17 protein-coding genes are annotated in these 18,649 nt (G+C 59.2%); 11 read left to right on the top strand and 6 right to left on the bottom strand.

Annotated elements, in window-relative coordinates:
* Window positions 1–126 precede the first annotated feature (126 nt).
* The 3 genes from KCG87_RS24775 to KCG87_RS24765 all read left to right on the top strand — a co-directional run bounded on the left by KCG87_RS24775 (window position 127) and on the right by KCG87_RS24765 (window position 3,935).
* Entirely contained in the window at window positions 127–303 is a 177-nt protein-coding gene (locus KCG87_RS24775; RefSeq protein ID WP_007965354.1) for a hypothetical protein, read from the top strand.
* Between the two features lie 77 nt (window positions 304–380).
* The gene (locus tag KCG87_RS24770) at window positions 381–2,534 is read left to right on the top strand and encodes a mechanosensitive ion channel family protein (protein WP_098967912.1); all 2,154 of its coding nucleotides are present in this window, start codon (window positions 381–383) and stop codon (window positions 2,532–2,534) included.
* A 66-nt stretch (window positions 2,535–2,600) separates the two neighbouring features.
* The gene (locus KCG87_RS24765; protein ID WP_210559047.1) at window positions 2,601–3,935 is read left to right on the top strand and encodes an amidohydrolase; all 1,335 of its coding nucleotides are present in this window, start codon (window positions 2,601–2,603) and stop codon (window positions 3,933–3,935) included.
* An 868-nt stretch (window positions 3,936–4,803) separates the two neighbouring features.
* On the opposite strand, the gene KCG87_RS24760 is transcribed toward KCG87_RS24765, so the two are convergent.
* Window positions 4,804–5,517: a UTRA domain-containing protein gene (locus KCG87_RS24760; protein ID WP_025113378.1), complete on the bottom strand. Its 714-nt coding sequence runs from the start codon at window positions 5,515–5,517 to the stop codon at window positions 4,804–4,806.
* A 352-nt stretch (window positions 5,518–5,869) separates the two neighbouring features.
* Between KCG87_RS24760 and KCG87_RS24755 the strand changes: the two genes are divergently transcribed.
* The 6 genes from KCG87_RS24755 (at window position 5,870) to KCG87_RS24730 (ending at window position 11,228) form a co-directional block, all read left to right on the top strand.
* Window positions 5,870–6,937 (top strand): ABC transporter substrate-binding protein, encoded by a 1,068-nt coding sequence (locus KCG87_RS24755; protein ID WP_027613356.1) that lies wholly within the window; start codon window positions 5,870–5,872, stop codon window positions 6,935–6,937.
* Window positions 6,938–7,118: 181 nt separating this feature from the next.
* Window positions 7,119–7,925: an alkaline phosphatase family protein gene (locus tag KCG87_RS24750; RefSeq protein ID WP_210559046.1), complete on the top strand. Its 807-nt coding sequence runs from the start codon at window positions 7,119–7,121 to the stop codon at window positions 7,923–7,925.
* Window positions 7,926–7,930: 5 nt separating this feature from the next.
* Entirely contained in the window at window positions 7,931–8,767 is an 837-nt protein-coding gene (locus KCG87_RS24745; RefSeq protein ID WP_163005303.1) for an ABC transporter permease subunit, read from the top strand.
* Window positions 8,754–9,554 (top strand): ABC transporter permease, encoded by an 801-nt coding sequence (locus KCG87_RS24740; protein ID WP_007965346.1) that lies wholly within the window; start codon window positions 8,754–8,756, stop codon window positions 9,552–9,554. Before KCG87_RS24745 ends, KCG87_RS24740 begins: the two co-directional genes overlap by 14 nt.
* A complete protein-coding gene (locus KCG87_RS24735) occupies window positions 9,551–10,540 on the top strand; it encodes an ABC transporter ATP-binding protein (RefSeq protein WP_096797027.1) in 990 nt (329 codons plus the stop codon). The genes KCG87_RS24740 and KCG87_RS24735 overlap by 4 nt, the downstream gene beginning before the upstream one ends.
* Window positions 10,541–10,574: 34 nt before the next feature.
* Window positions 10,575–11,228 carry an HAD family hydrolase gene (locus KCG87_RS24730; RefSeq protein WP_134785810.1) on the top strand — a complete coding sequence of 218 codons (654 nt, stop codon included), beginning with the start codon at window positions 10,575–10,577 and terminating at the stop codon, window positions 11,226–11,228.
* A 178-nt stretch (window positions 11,229–11,406) separates the two neighbouring features.
* On the opposite strand, the gene KCG87_RS24725 is transcribed toward KCG87_RS24730, so the two are convergent.
* Window positions 11,407–12,369 (bottom strand): zinc-binding dehydrogenase, encoded by a 963-nt coding sequence (locus KCG87_RS24725; RefSeq protein WP_098967907.1) that lies wholly within the window; start codon window positions 12,367–12,369, stop codon window positions 11,407–11,409.
* Between the two features lie 138 nt (window positions 12,370–12,507).
* Here KCG87_RS24725 and KCG87_RS24720 point away from each other — a divergent pair, with 138 nt between their 5' ends.
* Together KCG87_RS24720 and KCG87_RS24715 are read left to right on the top strand one after the other, a co-directional pair.
* The gene (locus KCG87_RS24720) at window positions 12,508–14,592 is read left to right on the top strand and encodes a carboxy terminal-processing peptidase (protein ID WP_167734107.1); all 2,085 of its coding nucleotides are present in this window, start codon (window positions 12,508–12,510) and stop codon (window positions 14,590–14,592) included.
* 133 nt (window positions 14,593–14,725) lie between these two features.
* Window positions 14,726–16,516: a bifunctional diguanylate cyclase/phosphodiesterase gene (locus KCG87_RS24715; RefSeq protein WP_210559045.1), complete on the top strand. Its 1,791-nt coding sequence runs from the start codon at window positions 14,726–14,728 to the stop codon at window positions 16,514–16,516.
* An 87-nt stretch (window positions 16,517–16,603) separates the two neighbouring features.
* On the opposite strand, the gene KCG87_RS24710 is transcribed toward KCG87_RS24715, so the two are convergent.
* The 4 genes from KCG87_RS24710 to KCG87_RS24695 all read right to left on the bottom strand — a co-directional run.
* Window positions 16,604–17,020 (bottom strand): hypothetical protein, encoded by a 417-nt coding sequence (locus KCG87_RS24710; protein ID WP_027613364.1) that lies wholly within the window; start codon window positions 17,018–17,020, stop codon window positions 16,604–16,606.
* Window positions 17,020–17,190, bottom strand: coding sequence for a hypothetical protein (locus KCG87_RS24705; protein WP_238547078.1), 171 nt, complete (start codon window positions 17,188–17,190; stop codon window positions 17,020–17,022). The genes KCG87_RS24710 and KCG87_RS24705 overlap by 1 nt, the downstream gene beginning before the upstream one ends.
* Window positions 17,191–17,348: 158 nt before the next feature.
* Complete coding sequence (locus KCG87_RS24700) at window positions 17,349–17,759, bottom strand: hypothetical protein (protein ID WP_096797032.1); 411 nt, start codon at window positions 17,757–17,759, stop codon at window positions 17,349–17,351.
* A gap of 4 nt (window positions 17,760–17,763) precedes the next feature.
* The coding region (locus KCG87_RS24695) for an RHS repeat-associated core domain-containing protein (RefSeq protein WP_210559044.1) at window positions 17,764–18,649 on the bottom strand (886 nt) is incomplete at its 5' end.

The following is an 18,649-nucleotide window of genomic DNA, read 5'->3' as shown; positions in this document are numbered from 1 at the left end:
GCTCGCGAAAGCGCTCGTGCAGACAACAAAGATTCATCGTAGAACCGAATCATTCCTGATACACATCACTCCTCGCTGCAGAAAGCGACCTAGACTTAAATCATTCCCTTCGACAAGGCAGTCACCATGATTTCGATGTCCTCCTTCCACGCCATGCTCATTCCGATACTGTCCGGGATGATCCTGCTGGCGATCGGTTTCAACTTCCGCGACAAGAACGCCGGTGTGTTTGCCATGTGGGTCGGCATGCTGATGATCCTGGCGACCGTGGTCTACAAGATCCTCGCCAAACTCAACGAATAAATCCGCGCCCGGCTCGCATTGATTCTGGCTGCCTCGTACACTCGCTCAATTCGCCCCTTTGCGAGGTTGACCGCCTAGTGTTCGCTCGTCTGTTTGCTCTGCCCTGCCTGTTCCTTGTCTGCCTGATGACGCTGCTGCCGCTGGCCCCTGCCCAGGCGGTCGGGTTGCCGGGCCTGCTCAACACCACCAAGACGCAGCCGGAGGCGCAAGAGCCGCTGGGCCAGTCGCTGGATGAAGTCATCAAGTCGCTGGAAAACGACAAGCAACGCGCACAATTGCTGAGCGATCTGAAAAAGCTGCGCGACGCCACCAAGAAAGCCCAGGCTTCACCGGAAGAAGGCGTGCTGGGCCTGATCGGCGGCACCCTGGCCAGCTTCGAGAAACAGTTCTCCGGTGACGACAGCCCGCTGACCCGCTGGTCCGACGAGTTCGATCTGGCCAGGGACGAACTCGACAACCTGATGTTGCCGGCCAGCGAATGGCTGCCGATCATCTTCGGCTTCGCGGTGATCCTGATGGTCTGGAGCCTGCTCGCCGCCGCGCTGATCTGGCTCGGTCACCGGGTGCGCATGCGCTTCGGCCTGACCGAAGAACTGCCGCAACACCCCAAGGCCCTCGACATGCTGCGCTTCGCCCTGCGCAAGCTCGGACCGTGGTTGATTGCGTTGGTCATCACCGTTTACATGAGCTACGCGCTGCCGTCGTCATTGGGTAAAAGCCTGGCGATGGTGCTGGCTTATGCGCTGGTGGTCGGCACCTGTTTCTCGGCGATCTGCGTGATCGCCTTCTCGCTGCTCGACGGCCCGCACCGGCACCGGGCGCTTTACATCCTGCGGCATCAGGCCTTCCGTCCGTTGTGGCTGATCGGCAGCTTCGCCGCATTCGGTGAAGCGCTGAGTGACCCGCGCCTGGTCGAAGGCCTCGGCGTGCACCTGGCGCACACCACCGCGACCATCACCAACGTGCTCGCGGCGCTGTTCACCGGGCTGTTCATCCTGCGTTTCCGCCGGCCGATCGCGCACCTGATCCGCAACCAGCCGTTGTCCCGCCGCCTGACCCGCCGCGCCCTCAGCGACACCATCGATATCCTCGGCACCTTCTGGTACGTGCCGGCGCTGGTGCTGGTCGGGATCTCGCTGTTCGCCACCTTCGTCTCCGCCGGCGACACCAGCACCGCCCTGCGTCAGTCGCTGATCTGCACGGTGCTGCTGGTGATGTGCATGGTGATCAACGGCCTCGTGCGCCGTCATTCACTCAAACCGCAACGCGGGCCGAAGCGCCATGCATTGTACTCGGAGCGCCTGAAAAGCTTCTTCTACACCCTCGCCCACCTGCTGGTGTGGCTGATCTTCATCGAGCTCGGCCTGCGCGTGTGGGGCAAGTCGCTGATCGGCTTTGCCGAGGGCGAAGGGCATGACGTCAGCGTCAAACTGTTCAGCCTGATCGGCACGCTGATTTTCTCCTGGCTGATCTGGATCCTCGCCGACACCGCCGTGCACCACGCCCTCACCCGCTCGCGCAAAGGCCTGGCGAATGCCCGCGCGCAGACGATGATGCCGCTGATCCGCAACGTGCTGTTCGTGGCGATTTTCATCATCGCGCTGATCGTCGCCCTGGCGAACATGGGCATGAACGTCACGCCACTGCTGGCCGGTGCCGGTGTGATCGGTCTGGCCATCGGTTTCGGTGCGCAGTCGCTGGTGGCGGACCTGATCACCGGTCTGTTCATCATCATCGAAGACTCGCTGGCCATTGATGACTACGTCGACGTCGGCGGCCACCTCGGCACCGTCGAAGGCCTGACCATCCGCACCGTGCGCCTGCGTGACATCGACGGCATCGTCCACACCATCCCGTTCAGCGAAATCAAAAGCATCAAGAACTACTCGCGGGAATTCGGCTACGCGATCTTCCGCGTGGCGGTGCCGTACAACATGGAAATCGACGACGCGATCAAACTGATGCGCGAAGTCGGCCAGAAAATGCGTACCGACCCACTGCAACGGCGGAACATCTGGTCGCCGCTGGAGATTCAGGGCGTGGAAAGTTTCGAATCCGGCAGCGCGATCCTGCGCGCGCGGTTCAAGACTGCACCGATCAAACAATGGGAAGTTTCCCGAGCGTTCAACCTGTCGCTCAAACGCCATCTGGACGAAGCCGGACTCGATCTGGCGACGCCACGCATGAGCGTGCAGGTCATCACTGCCGGCGGTGGCCAGCCGAAGGAATAGCACTTCGCGCAGACACTCGGGTCACAGGCAGGGAAGCCAGAAAAACAATAACCATGGAGACACCCGATGCAGCTGACACGTATCGCCCAGTCCGTTCTGCTCACCCTGCTGGCCGGCACCGCCAGCGCCGCCACCCTGGACAGCACCCGCGAACAGATCGCCACGCAAGCCAAGGCACTTGAACCGCAACTGCTGGAAACCCGCCGCGACATCCACGCGCACCCGGAACTGGGCAACACCGAGAAACGCACCGCGGAACTGGTCGCCAGACAACTGAAGGCCATGGGTCTGGAAGTCAAAACCAACGTCGCCCGCACCGGCGTGGTTGCCATCCTCAAGGGCGCCCTGCCCGGCCCGACCGTGGCCCTGCGCGCCGACATGGACGCGCTGCCGGTCAAGGAAGTCGCCGACCTGCCCTTCGCCTCGAAAGCCAAAGGCACTTATCTGGACAAAGAAGTCGACGTGATGCATGCCTGCGGCCACGACGCCCACACCGCGATCCTGCTGAGCACGGCGAAAATTCTTACGGGCATGCGCGACACCCTGCCCGGCACCGTGGTGTTCTATTTCCAGCCCGCCGAAGAAGGCCCGAGCGACTTCATCCCCGACGGCAAAAACACCTGGGGCGCGAAAATGATGGTCGAGGAAGGCGTGATGAAATCCCCCAAACCCGACGCAGTCTTCGGCCTCCACGTCTGGGCCGGCGTCCCCGCCGGCCAGATCGCCTACCGCCCCGGCGCCACTCTGGCCAGCTCCGACGACCTGCGCATCAAAATCCTCGGCAAACAGACCCACGCCGGCCGCCCGTGGGACGGCATCGACCCGATCACCGTCGGCGCACAAACCATCGTCGGCCTGCAAACCGTGGTCAGCCGCCGCACCGACATTTCGTCCTACCCGTCCGTGGTCAGCATCGGCACCATCAACGGCGGCACCCGCTACAACATCATTCCCGAGTCCGTGGACATGAGCGGCACCATCCGCTCCTACGACTACGGCATCCGCCAGAAACTCCACGCCGACGTACGCCAGACCATCGAAAAAATCGCCGAAAGCGGCGGCGCGAAAGCCGACGTGACCATCATCGAAAAATACGACCCCACGATCAACAACCCGGCACTGACGGAAAAAATGCTGCCGACGTTGAAGTGGGCAGCCAAGGATGACGTGGTCAATGCGCCGCTGGTGGGCGGCGCGGAAGACTTCTCGTTCTTTGCCAAGGAAGTGCCCGGGTTATTTGTGTTTCTCGGGGTGACGCCACGGGATCAGGACATGAGTAAGGCGGCGCCGAATCACAATCCGGGATTCTTTGTGGATGAGTCGGCGCTGGTGGTTGGGGTGAGGACGATGGCGTCGTTGGCGACGGATTATTTGTATGGGAATGCTCAGCTGGCCAGATAGAGATGGGGTGATTGTGCGGGCGACTTCGCGAGCAAGCCCGCTCCCACAGTGGATTGGGTGTGGGCTGTTGGAGATTGGTCGGCTGTCAGGCCGCCTTCGCTGGCAAGCCAGCTCCCACAGTGGGATTGGGTGCAGGCAGTTGGAGATTGATCGGCTGGGAGGTCACCATCACTGGCAGGCCAGCTCCCACAGAGAGATTGGGTGCAGGCAGTTAGAGATTGGTCGGCTGTCAGGCCGCCTTCGCGAGCAGGCTCACTCCCACAGTGGGATTGGGTGCAGGCAGTTGGAGATTGGTCGGCTGTCAGGCCGCCATCGCTGGCAAGCCAGCTCCCACAGTGGGATTGGGTGGGGGCTGTTGGAGTTGGTCGGCTGGGAGGTCACCACCACTGGCAGGCCAGCTCCCACAGTTGGATTGAGTGCAGGCAGTTGGTGATTGGTCGGCTTTCAGGCCGCCATCGCGAGCAGGCTCACTCCTACAGAAAAGCAAAAGCCGACCGCAGGCTCTTCACCACTCAATGGCCGAGTGTCAGCTCGCCGAAAGCTCTTGATCTTGACTCACCGGCCCGTCGGCAGGCTGAGCGGAGGGATTGATCCGGGGGTGGGAGCGAAGCGACCGTTCGACGAAGTCGAACACATCGAGAGGAGGTGCAGCGAAGCAAACCGGAGGCGATGCGCCCGGATCGATCCCGGAGCGAAGGAACCCCGAGCTTTAGCGAGCGGGCCGAACGTCAGGGCACAGACCTTTGGTTCCTTTGGGGCGTTTGCCAAAGGGACTCGCTGTAAAAGCGAAACCGCCAGTGGCAACACCCGAAGCAACGGATATACACCCAAAACCCCAAGAACCTGGTCGGCCCAAAGGCCGCCAAGGTCAAACAACATCTACACCAACGTGAATCGCATCATGCCGCCAAAACTCCAGATCACAATCAATCAACCGCTCATGCTGATCATAATTGACCCGAGCAATCCGTAACCCCGGACTCCCGACAGAAACCCGCAAAGCCGCCGCCGCATCCACCGACAACGACGTCGGCACAATCTCGAACCGCACCCGCCCATAGTGCAAATCGTAATGCCGCGCATACAACTCGGTCATCGACTGATTCAAATCAAATCCCAGAATCCCCGGAAAATACTGCGGATTCAGATAGTGCTCCACATACAAAACCAGCCGCCCGTCAATCCGCCGCGACCGGCAAATCTGAATCACGCTCGACAAAGCAGGCAACTGCAACAACGCACAAACCGCCACCGACGCCGGCTGCAACCGCGCCGAAATCACCTCGGTCGACGGCACCCGCCCCTGCGCACTGACCATCGCGTGAAAGTGACTGCGCTGCATCAGGTTGTACGCCAGACGTGGCGGCGAAACGAACCAGCCACGGCGCTCCTCGCGATAGATCTGCCCCTGCGCCTCCAGTTGCAACAGCGCCTCACGCACCGTAATGCGCGTGGTGCCGAACAACTCACTGAGCTTGCGCTCGGCCGGCAACTTGCTCCCGGGCGCGAGCAGGCCGTGATCAAGTTGCTCCTGCAGCACCTGACCAATCGCTGTCACCGCTTTTGTTGCCTCATCGCGCATCAACGTTACCTATCTGGACTAGACCAGCACTGTTTCGGGGCAAAAACCGTACGGCCTGCAAGCCGTTTCCTTGTATTGCAAGCCTAGGCAGTGCAGATGACCGAGAGATGACAAACCCGCCCGACGGTCGCCCTCATGACTTGCAATACATCGGCCAAGTGCCTTGTCCGCCGGGGCTTTGACCTTGGTCTACGCTTACCGGGCAAGCGCCGAAACCGGGCCAATAAAGGGCCTGCCGGGCGACCGCCGACATCAAAGTGTCATCCAGCCCCCTTAAATTGGCTCAGGTATTGCTGACCTAGACCAACACAAACCGCAATCGCAGCGTTGAACACGACCAAGGAGCTTCGGAATGAAACAGCTTTTCCTGGCAACACTGTTAGGCTCGACCATTGCAATGTGCACCTCCGCCATGGCGGCGGGTACCGACCTGAAAACCCTCGAAGCCGCTGCGAAAGCGGAAGGCGCCGTCAACAGCGTCGGCATGCCCGATGATTGGGCCAACTGGAAAGGCACCTGGGAAGACCTGGCCAAGACCTATGGCCTGAAACACATCGACACCGACATGAGCTCGGCCCAGGAAATCGCCAAGTTCGCCGCCGAAAAAGACAATGCCACTGCCGACATCGGCGACGTCGGTGCCGCCTTCGGCCCGATCGCGGTCAAGCAGGGCGTGGTGCAACCGTACAAACCAAGCACCTGGGATCAAGTCCCGGACTGGGCCAAGGACAAGGACGGCAACTGGGCACTGGCCTACACCGGCACCATCGCCTTCATCGTCAACAAGAAGCTGCTGCACGGTTCCGAAGTCCCGACCAAATGGGCTGACCTCAAGGGCGGCAAATACAAGGTTTCCATTGGTGACGTGAGCACCGCCGCGCAAGCCGCCAACGGCGTACTGGCCGCTGCCCTGGCCAACGGTGGCGACGAGAAGAACATCCAGCCGGCCCTGCTGCTGTTTGCAGACATCGCCAAGCAAGGTCGCCTGTCGATGGCCAACCCGACCATCGCCACCATGGAAAAAGGCGAGATCGAAGTCGGCGTGGTCTGGGACTTCAACGGCCTGAGCTACAAGGCCAAGATGGCCAACCCGGATGACTACGTGGTGCTGATCCCGTCGGATGGCTCGGTGATTTCCGGCTACACCACCATCATCAACAAGTACGCGAAAAACCCGAACGCCGCCAAGCTGACCCGCGAATACATCTTCAGCGACGCCGGCCAGACCAACCTCGCTCGCGGCAATGCTCGTCCGATCCGTGCCGAGCACCTGCAACTGCCGGAAGACGTGAAGGCCAAGCTGCTGCCGAACGAGCAGTACAAGAAGGTCACGCCGATCAAGGACGCCGACGCCTGGGAAAAAACCTCCAAGGCCCTGCCGCAGAAGTGGAACGAAGAAGTCATCGTAGAGATGAAGTAATCCTGTAAATCCCCACTGCTGGATCCATTGGAGATCCAAATGTGGGAGCGGGCTTGCTCGCGAATGCGGTGGATCAGTCAAGCATCTATTGACTGACACTCCGCCTTCGCGAGCAAGCCCGCTCCCACAGGGGATCCAGGTTGAATCTGAAATTTCCTGTTTTCGCGGAGTTTTTGCCCCTATGAAGCACAACGTCATCCTTGTCGTGCTCGACGGTCTCAATTACGAGGTCGCGCGGCACGCCATGGGGCATCTGCAGGCTTACGTTGGCGCAGGACGCGCCGCGCTCTATCAGTTGGAGTGCGAGTTGCCAGCCCTGTCCCGACCGCTTTACGAATGCATCCTTACCGGCGTGCCGCCGATCGACAGCGGCATCGTCCACAACAACGTTGCGCGCCTGTCCAACCAGCGCAGCATCTATCACTACGCCCGCGACGCCGGCCTGAAAACCGCCGCAGCGGCCTATCACTGGGTCAGCGAGCTGTACAACCGCTCACCGTTCGTAGCGGCCCGCGACCGTCATACCGACGATCCAGCGTTACCGATCCAGCACGGGCATTTCTACTGGAACGATCACTACCCGGATTCGCACCTGTTCGCCGACGCGGAACACCTGCGCCTGCGCCATGCGCCGAACTTCCTGCTGATCCACCCGATGAACATCGACGACGCCGGGCACAAGCACGGCCTCGATTCCGCGCAATACCGCAACAGCGCACGCTCGGCAGACATCATCCTCGCCGACTACCTGCAAGGCTGGCTCGACGCGGGTTATCAGGTGCTGGTGACTGCCGATCACGGCATGAACAACGACCGCTCGCACAACGGCCTGCTGCCGGAAGAACGCCAGGTGCCGCTGTTCGTCCTCGGCAACGCCTTCAGCCTGAATGCTGACGCCGCGCCGAAGCAGACCGAGATCTGCGGCACCGTCTGCGAACTGCTCGGCGTACCCCACGACAAGCCTGTGTGCCGGGAGTTGCTCAAGTGAATGCCATGACTCGCGGCAAATGGCTCGCGGCCCTGTGTCTGGTGCCGTTCGCGCTGTTTTTTATCGTGTTCGAAATCGCCCCGCTGGTCTGGGTGATGATCAACAGCCTGCAATCGGAGGAGTTCGGCTGGGGCTTCGCCAATTTCAGCAAGATCTTCAGTTCGAAGTTCTATCTGCAGGCGATTCAGTACAGCCTCGAGATCAGTTTCTGGTCGAGCGTATTCGGCATCATCATCGCCGTGCTCGGTGCGTATTCGTTGCGCCGGGTCGACTCGAAACTGCGCAACTTCGTGAATGCCTTCGCCAACATGACCAGCAACTTCGCGGGGGTGCCGCTGGCGTTCGCGTTCATCATCCTGCTCGGTTTCAACGGCAGCATCACGATCATGCTCAAGCAGGCCGGGATCATTCAGGACTTCAACCTGTACTCGAAAACTGGTCTGATCATCCTCTACACCTACTTCCAGATTCCCCTCGGCGTGCTGCTGCTGTACCCGGCGTTCGACGCCTTGCGTGAAGACTGGCGCGAATCCGCCGCGCTGCTCGGCGCCAACGGCTGGCAGTTCTGGCGCCACATCGGTCTGCCGGTGCTGACCCCGGCACTGCTCGGCACGTTCGTGATCCTGCTGGCCAACGCCCTCGGCGCCTACGCCACGGTGTACGCCTTGACCACCGGCAACTTCAACGTGCTGCCGATCCGCATCGCGGCAATGGTTTCCGGGGATATTTCCCTCGATCCGAATCTGGCCAGCGCCCTGGCTGTGGTGCTGGTGGCGTTGATGACCATCGTCACCGTCGTGCATCAACTGCTGTTGAAGAGGAGCTACCATGTCTCGCGCTGAATCCGGCCCGGCCGGCGTCTACCACCGCGTCGTGGTTTATCTGCTGTTCGCGATTCTGCTGCTGCCGCTGGTGGGCACGCTGATCTACTCGATTGCCAGCAGTTGGTCGGCGACCATCCTGCCCAGCGGTTTCACCTTCAAGTGGTACCTCCAGTTGTGGAGCGACCCGCGCTTCCTGCATGCCTTCGGCCAGTCGCTGCTGGTGTGCGTCGGCGCGCTGGTGCTGTCGGTGGTGCTGATCCTGCCGCTGCTGTTCGTGGTGCATTACCACTTCCCGAAACTCGATGCGCTGATGAACATCCTGATCCTGCTGCCCTTCGCGGTGCCGCCGGTGGTGTCGTCGGTGGGTCTGTTGCAACTGTACGGTTCCGGGCCGCTGGCGATGGTAGGCACACCGTGGATTCTGATCGGTTGCTACTTCACCGTGGCGCTGCCGTTCATGTACCGGGCGATCACCAACAACCTGCAGGCGATCAACCTGCGCGACCTGATGGACGCCGCGCAACTGCTCGGCGCCAGCACCTTTCAGGCGGCATTTCTGGTGGTGCTGCCGAACCTGCGCAAGGGCCTGATGGTCGCGTTGCTGCTGTCGTTCTCGTTCCTGTTCGGTGAGTTCGTGTTCGCCAACATCCTCGTTGGCACGCGCTACGAAACCCTGCAGGTGTACCTGAACAACATGCGCAACAGCAGCGGCCACTTCACCAGTGCGCTGGTGATCTCGTACTTCTTTTTCGTGCTGGTCCTGACCTGGATCGCCAACATCTTGAACAAGGACAAAAGCGAATGAGCTATGTCAGCGTCCAACACCTGCAGAAAAACTACGCGGGCACGACCGTGTTCAGCGACATCAACTGCGAGATCAACAAGGGTGAATTCGTCACCCTGCTCGGCCCTTCCGGTTGCGGCAAGTCCACGCTGCTGCGCTGCATAGCCGGGCTGACGCCGGTGGATGGCGGCAAGATCCTGCTTGATGGCGTCGACATCGTGCCGCTGAGTCCGCAGAAACGCGGGATCGGCATGGTCTTCCAGAGCTACGCGCTGTTCCCCAACATGACCGTCGAACAGAACGTCGCCTTCGGCCTGCGCATGCAAAAAGTCAACTCGGACGACAGCCACAAGCGTGTCGCCGAGGTGCTGAAACTGGTTGAGCTCAACGACTTCGCCAGCCGCTATCCGCATCAGCTCTCCGGCGGCCAGTGTCAACGCGTGGCCCTCGCCCGCTCGCTGGTGACCCGTCCACGCCTGTTACTGCTGGATGAACCGCTGTCGGCGCTGGATGCGCGTATCCGCAAACACCTGCGCGAGCAGATCCGGCAGATCCAGCGCGAACTCGGCCTGACCACGATTTTCGTCACCCACGATCAGGAAGAAGCGCTGACCATGTCCGACCGGATTTTCCTGATGAACCAAGGGAAGATCGTGCAGAGCGGCGATGCCGAAACCCTCTACACCGCACCAGTGGACATATTCGCCGCAGGCTTCATCGGCAACTACAACCTGCTCGACGCCGAGAGCGCCTCGAAACTGCTGCAACGGCCGATCAACCACCGCATCGCGATTCGCCCGGAAGCCATCGAGCTGAGCCTCAATGGCGAACTCGATGCACAGATCCGCAGCCACAGCCTGCTCGGTAACGTGATCCGCTATCGAGTCGAGGCGCGTGGCGTGGAACTGGTGGTGGACGTGCTCAACCGCTCGGCGGCGGATCTGCATCCCGACGGTCAGCGTCTGGCGCTTTCCATCGATCCGACGGCCCTGTGTGAGGTAGCCTGATGACTTTGCTGACGTTGAAGAGAGAACTGCACTGATGGCCCTGGCAATTTTTGATCTGGACGAAACCCTGATCCACGGCGACTGCGCCACCCTCTGGAGCGAGCAGATGGGGCGCCTGGGCTGGGTCGATCCCGAGTCGTTCATGCGCAAGAACAACGAGCTGATGGACGCCTACAGCCATGGCAAATTGCGCATGGAAGAGTACATGGAATTCAGCCTCGAACCGATGATCGGGCGCACCCCGGAAGAGGTCGAACACCTGGTCGGCCCATGGGTGGAAGACTTCATCGAACCGATCATCTTCAGCGACGCGACCAAAACCATCGCCGCCCACCGCAAGGCCGGCGACCGGATTCTGGTGATCTCGGCTTCCGGCACGCACCTGGTCAAACCGATCGCCGAGCGCCTGGGCATCGACGAAATTCTCGGCATCGAACTGGACGTTGCGCACGGCGTTTACACTGGCCAGACCGTCGGCACGCTGACCTACCGCGAAGGCAAGATCACCCGCCTGCTGGAATGGCTGGACGCCGAGGAAGAGAATCTGGAAGGCGCGAGTTTCTACTCCGACTCACGCAACGATTTGCCGTTGCTGCTGAAGGTGGATTTCCCGCATGTGGTGAATCCGGATCCGGTCCTGCTGGAGCACGCCGAAAAAGCAGGCTGGCCGATCCATCTCTGGAAATAACCAAAGATCCAAATATGGACGCTTAACTGTGGCAAGGGAGCTTGCCGAAAAATCCGGCTAAACATAGATCCAAATGTGGGAGCGGGCTTGCTCGCGAAGGCGGAGTGTCAGTCGATAAATTCTTGTCTGATTCACCGCCTTCGCGAACAAGCCCGCTCCCACAGGTTTTTCGGTGTTTTCAGGTCAGGCTTTCGTCGACCACCAGCACCAGTTTGCCGGCAACTTTGTTGCTCGCCAGCTCGGCAAACGCCGCTTCGGCGTCTTTCACCGGGAAGGCTTTTGCCAGTTGCGGACTCAACCGCCCTTCGGCAAACAGCGGCCACACATGCTGGCTCAAATCGCTGAACAGGTCGGCCTTGAACTGATCGTCGCGACTGCGCAACGTCGAACCGAGCAACTGCACGCGCTTGGCCAGTACCTGTGCCAGGTCCAGTTTGGCCTCACGTCCGCCCATCAGGCCGATCAGTACCCAGCGTCCGTCCAGCGCCGTCAGCTTGAGGTTCAGTGCCGCATAGTTGCCGCCGACCGGATCAAGGATCACGTCAAACGGCCCGAAGTCGCGCAGGCTTTCCAGATCATCGGTGCGCACCACGCCGCCCTGGGCTCCCAGCGCCTCACAGTAGGCCAATCGCTCAGCCGACCCGACGCTGACCCAACAGGGATTGCCGAACGCCTTGCATAGCTGAATGGCGGCTGAACCAATTCCACTGGCCCCGGCGTGCAGGAGAACCTTCTCCCCGGGTTTCAGCGCCGCCAGTTGAAACACGTTGAGCCAGACCGTTGCATAAACCTCGGGTAATGCCGCGGCCTCGATCAACGAAACGCCCTCGGGCACCGGCAGCACGTGCCGTCCGTCGACCACCACCTCCTCGGCCATTCCGCCCCCGGCCAGCAAGGCGCAGACCCGGTCGCCGACCTGCCAGGACGAGCCGGCGCCGACTTCGCTGATCACCCCGGAACACTCCAGACCGAGCACCTGACTGGCGCCCGGCGGCGGTGGATAAAGCCCGGCTTTCTGTAATAAATCGGCGCGATTGAGGCCCGCAGCCGCCACGCGAATGCGCACTTGTCCTACATCACATGCCGGACTCGGCTCTTCAAGCCATGCCACTTGACCTTCAACGCCTTGCAATGCCTTCACAGTGCCTCCATAGTGAGTCTGGACTGAGCCCGAAGCTGTAGCGCCGGGCTTTTTGCATTATGCGACCGGCTCTCGTAGAACCGGCGACTTCAAAGACGGCCTAATATGCGTTATCAATTGTCCCCGCGTCGAATCAGCATGAAGCATTTGCTCCCCAGCACCGCCCTCGCTCTTTTCATCGGTATCGGCTTGTTGCCGGTGTCGGGCACTACATTCGCAGCCAACAGCTGGGACAAGTTGCAGCCGGATCGCGACGAAGTGATCGCCAGCCTCAACGTCGTCGAGTTGCTCAAGCGTCACCACTACAGCAAGCCGCCGCTCGACGATGCGCGCTCGGTGATCATCTACGACAGCTACATCAAGCTGCTGGACCCGTCGCGCAGCTACTTCATGGCCAGCGACATCGCCGAATTCGACAAGTGGAAGACCCAGTTCGACGACTTCCTCAAAAGCGGCGACCTCAACGCCGGGTTCACCATCTACAAGCGCTATCTGGACCGCGTCAAGGCGCGCTTGGACTTCGCCATTGCGGAGCTGAACAAGGGCGTCGACAAGATGGACTTCACCACCAAGGAAACCTTGCTGATCGATCGCAAGGACGCCCCTTGGCTCAAATCCACCGCTGAACTCGACGACCTGTGGCGCAAACGCGTCAAGGACGAAGTGCTGCGGCAGAAGATCGCCGGCAAGGATTCCAAGCAGATCCAGGAAACCCTGACCAAGCGCTACAAGAACCAGTTGGCGCGCCTGGACCAGACTCGCGCGGAAGACATCTTCCAGGCGTACATCAACACCTTCGCCATGTCCTACGACCCGCACACCAACTATCTGTCGCCGGATAACGCGGAGAACTTCGACATCAACATGAGCCTGTCCCTCGAGGGCATCGGCGCCGTGTTGCAGAGCGACAACGATCAAGTGAAAGTCGTGCGCCTGGTGCCGGCAGGCCCGGCCGACAAGACCAAGCAGGTTGCACCGGCCGACAAGATCATCGGCGTTGCCCAGGGCAACAAAGAGATGGTTGACGTGGTGGGCTGGCGCCTGGACGAAGTGGTCAAGCTGATCCGCGGCCCGAAAGGCACCGTGGTACGCCTGGAAGTGATTCCGGCCAGCAATGCGCCGAACGACCAGACCAGCAAGATCGTGCCGATCACTCGTGAAGCGGTGAAGCTTGAAGACCAGGCGGTGAAAAAATCCGTGCTGAACCTGAAACAGGACGGCAAGGACTACAAGCTCGGCATCATCGAGATCCCGGCCTTCTACCTCGACTTCAAGGCGTTCCGTGCCGGTGATCCGGACTACAAGAGCACCACCCGTGACGTCAAGAAACTGCTGACCGAACTGCAGAAAGAGAAAGTCGACGGCGTGGTCATCGACCTGCGCAACAACGGCGGCGGTTCTCTGCAGGAAGCCACCGAGCTGACCAGCCTGTTCATCGACAAGGGCCCGACCGTCCTCGTGCGTAACGCCGATGGCCGCGTCGATGTACTGGAAGATGAAAACCCGGGCGCGTTCTACAAAGGCCCGATGGCACTGTTGGTCAACCGCCTGTCCGCCTCGGCTTCGGAGATTTTCGCCGGCGCCATGCAGGACTACCATCGCGCATTGATCATCGGTGGCCAGACCTTCGGCAAAGGCACCGTGCAGACCATTCAGCCGCTGAACCATGGCGAACTGAAACTGACCCTGGCCAAGTTTTACCGGGTTTCCGGGCAGAGCACCCAGCATCAGGGCGTACTGCCGGACATCGACTACCCGTCGATCATCGACACCAAGGAAATCGGCGAAAGTGCCCTGCCGGAAGCCATGCCGTGGGACACCATCAAGGCAGCGATCAAGCCGGCCTCCGATCCGTTCAAGCCGTACCTGGCGCAGCTCAAGTCCGAGCATGACGCACGCAGCGCCAAAGATGCCGAGTTCGTGTTCATCCGTGACAAGCTGGCCCTGGCGCAGAAGCTGATGGAAGAGAAAACCGTCAGCCTCAACGAAGCCGACCGCCGTGCCCAGCACGCGGACATCGATGCCAAGCAACTGGCCATGGAAAACATCCGTCGCAAAGCCAAAGGCGAAGAACCGCTCAAAGAACTGAAGAAAGAAGATGAAGACGCGCTGGCTGCAGCTGAGCCGGACAAGGTCAAACCGGAAGACGACGCCTACCTGAGCGAAACCGGGCGCGTGCTGCTGGATTACCTGAAGCTGAGCAATCAGGTGGCCAAGAAGTAAGATGATGGCAATTTAGTGGTGACGCTCCCCGGAGCGTCATCAAACAGTCATCATTCTGTCGTGAAATAAAGGACTGGGAGCGCCTCTTCAAGCAAGAGCGCTCCCAGTCCTTTTTTTATCGCCAGAGATTGCCATGACCACGACCGAACAGCTGAGTGCCTTGAGCTCGATCCTGACTCAAAGCGGTTTGCACAGCCTGTTCCAGCCGATCATCTGTCTCTCCGAGCGTCGCATTCTCGGCTACGAAGCCCTCACCCGCGGCCCGTCCAACAGCCCTCTGCATTCGCCTATCGCGCTGTTCGCGGTGGCGCGTCAAGCCGGCCGCTTGAGCGAACTGGAAATTGCCTGCCGCCAGTCTGCCTGCCGTCGTTTCAACGAGCAGCAACTGCCGGGCAAGCTGTTCCTCAACGTTTCACCGGAATCCCTGCTTGAAGCCGCGCACCAACCGGGGCGGACCCTGCAACTGCTGCAGGACTTCGGCATTCCACCCAGCCAAGTAGTGATCGAACTCACCGAACAGACGCCAATCGACGATTTCCAGTTGCTGCAAACTGCCCTGCATCACTATCGGGCGATGGGCTTTTCCATCGCACTGGATGACTTGGGTGCCGGCTATTCGAGCTTGCGTCTATGGTCGGAGTTGCGCCCGGATTACGTGAAGATCGACCGCCACTTCATCGACGGCATCCATCAGGATGCGTTGAAACGCGAGTTCGTCGGCTCGATCCTGCAAATCGCCAAGGCGTCACGGGCACAGGTGATTGCCGAGGGGATCGAGTTGCCAGAGGAACTGGCGGTGCTGACCGAGATGGGCGTCGATCTGGTGCAGGGTTACCTGCTCGCTCGCCCGCAGGAGCATCCACCCCGCGATGCCCGGGCCCTGATGCCGAAACACGACAGCAGCACCGTGGCGTTGAACGACGAAGGCAGCGACCTCAGCGCCCTGCTCAACGAGCAACCGGCGGTGCATCGTGACACACCGACCGCCACGGTGCTGGAAGCCTTCCGCCGCCAGGCCAATCTGAACTCACTGGCGGTGCTCGACGAACAGGGCCAGCCGTGCGGCATCGTCCATCGCCATTCGCTGTCCGACGCCTTGCTCAAGCCGTTTGCCACCGACCTGTTCGCCCGCAAGCCGATCAGCCGCCTGATGAACGACGACTTCCTCGCTGTGGAAATGAGCCAGTCGCTGCAACAGGTCAGCCGCCTGATCACCAGCCGCGCCCGGCAGCGCATCGAAGAAGATTTCATCATCACCCTCAACGGCAGTTATCTGGGCCTTGGCCGGGTGATCGACGTGCTCAAACTGATCACCGAACTGAAAATCCAGCAGGCCCGCTACGCCAACCCGCTGACCCTGCTACCCGGCAACGTGCCGATCCAGCAATGCCTGACCCGCCTGCTGCAACAGGGCCGCGAATCGATCATCTGCTATGTCGACATCGACAGCTTCAAACCCTTCAACGACATCTACGGCTACGGCCGTGGCGACGAAGTCCTGCTGTGCCTGGCGCAATGCCTCAACGAACGCGTCGACCCGTCCCGCGACTTCGTCGGCCACATCGGCGGCGACGACTTCCTGCTGGTACTCGGCCCGGAAGACTGGCGCAAACGCCTCAACCAACTGCTCGACGACTTCCAGAGCCAATGCCGGCGCTTCTATCGCCCTGAGCATCTTGAAGCGGGATGCTTCATCGCGCCGAATCGCCAGGGTGTGCGGCAGGAGTTTCCACTTCTATCGTTATCGATCGGCGTAGTCCACCTGCACCCCGAGGCCTGCGCAGAACTGGATGCCAGCCAACTCGCGGAAATGGCTTCGCAGGCGAAGCATCATGCGAAGAATGTTCCGGGATATAGCGTGCATGTGATTGATAGTCTTGCTGCTGCCGACCTTCATCAACCGCAACTGATCGGCCAACGCTGATTCCCCAGTAGACACAAATCCCTGTGGGAGCGGGCTTGCTCGCGAAGGGGTCAGTAGCATCACTCAAGATTCCGCTTCTAATGCCGGCTACCACGTGGAGCAGTCTTCCTGACTGGCGAGATACAACTCATCAATCCAAACTTCGGAGAGAATAGAGTACACATGCTCAAAAAAACTCCTGGGATCTTTTATTTCATTCCAGCCAAGTGGAAGCAATGAATGAGAAAAAGGATCATGTTTAAAAACCTCAGAGAGCTTACTCGCTTCGCCATCCAGAGCCTCACCCAATACAAAAAACAAGACAAACTTGTGCCGATGAGTCAAACCCGAAAATCTTCTCACAATAAATTTATAAATTAATTCCGCTCTATCTGAAGGACACTCAGGATCGTACTCTGCCAACTCTGCGCCCAGCGTCTCTTCGCGATCGTATATATCAAACCCACCAAGAAAGTGCTTCAACTTAGGACTGTATGGAACATCAAGATAGGGATGCATCAACATCAAACGTGCTCCACCGGATATAGAGCGAAAGGTTGCAATGTTTCAAAGTCAAATTTCATTTCAAACCCATTCATTTTTTGAATGTAGCGGGGTTCTGATGGATCTGATGGGTTAGGTTCGTACCCTTCCCCCACATCTTCGGCAGCCATTCTCACAACCAAATTACCCATGCTGTCTTCTCCCGTGAATCGCGACATCTTCCGTGCCTCTCTTGTCATCGCTTCATTTAAAGCATTCAACTGCGCTCGATGGGTTAAAAACCGCGAACTGTAAACACCTCTGAACATCTTCTATTACCACTCCACACCAGCATCATCAGCTAACGCATTTACCAAGTAGCTTGATCTTCCAAACCAGCCTTCTTCAACTCGGCACCCCATTCAACCATAGCTATCCGATATATATCTTCAAAAAAAACCCTTGAATCGACCATTTCATCCCAACCATCCGGAAATGAACAATAAGCCTCAGGATCATACTGGAATAAGGATCTAAAATCGTACCTCTCGTCTTGCAACGCAAACTTGAGACACTCCACAAGCAAAAATTTTTGACGATACGACCTATTCATAGGTATGCAATACTTTAAAATAAGTTCCTCCCTATCTACGACTGTGTTCGGATTATATCTTTCAAGCTCCACCCCCAAGGTTTCTTCGCGATCATACACATCAAAACAACACAAAAAATATGCTGGGGTCGGTAGATAAGGCTTCGACGTTTCAGGATCAATGTACATAAAATCACTCCGTTGGATAAAGAGTAAATGGTAGGTTTGTTATGGGGTCGAACTTCATTTCGAACCCTCCCATATTGGTAATTAATCGAGGGTTTTCTTTATCCCTTCTATTTGGCTTATAACCTTCCCCAGCGTTAGGAAGCCTCATTTTTACAACGTTAGCTCCCTGACTATCCTGTCCGGTGAAACGAGGGAGTCCGCGTTCAACCCTGGTGGTCGCGAGAACATAGGCTTCAAGCATTATTTCCCAACTGTAAAATCTGGAGCTCGGATTACCTACACCAGCATTTCGACCTCTTCTTGGTTGACCCGTAATCGGGTCCGTCCCATCAATAGCCCTTTTTTTAAATTTTTCATTTGGCAGCTCAGGGCCATGCTTACCAACCATGTGCATCCCCTGACTGTCATTTAACCTCTCAACCTCTTTCTTCGCGGCCTCTCTTGCGCTTAATTTCGGCTTCGGAAGTTCAGGCTCTTCTTCATCAACCTTAGCTCCATCACTCGCACCAGGTACCGTACAGCCCGGCCTATTCGGCGGCGGGCAGTTAGAGTTCAACCCCAACGGATCCACCCACCCCGTCGGATTCGGCACGTACTGGTACTGATTCAACCCACCCGCCAACTTGATGGGATCCGGCGTCAAATACCGTCCCAACCTCGGGTCGTAATACCGATGCCGGTTGTAATGCAGCCCGCTTTCCGCATCGAAATACTGCCCCTGAAAGCGCAGCGGCTGGTCCAGGTAGTCCTCGCCGGCCAGGGTGATCGCCGCGACTTTGCCGTAGGCGTCGTATTGCGCCGACCAGACGATTTCGCCGCTGTAGTCGGTCAGTTCCTGCGGGGTGCCGAGGTGGTCGAGTTGGTAGTAGAACGGGCAGGCCTTTTTCGGC

Source organism: Pseudomonas sp. MWU347, assembly GCF_017947305.1.
In the GTDB taxonomy this organism is placed as follows: Bacteria; Pseudomonadota; Gammaproteobacteria; order Pseudomonadales; family Pseudomonadaceae; genus Aquipseudomonas; species Aquipseudomonas putida_A.
The sequence above is the reverse complement of the archived record's forward strand: the minus strand, read 5'-3'. Positions and strand labels throughout refer to the sequence as shown.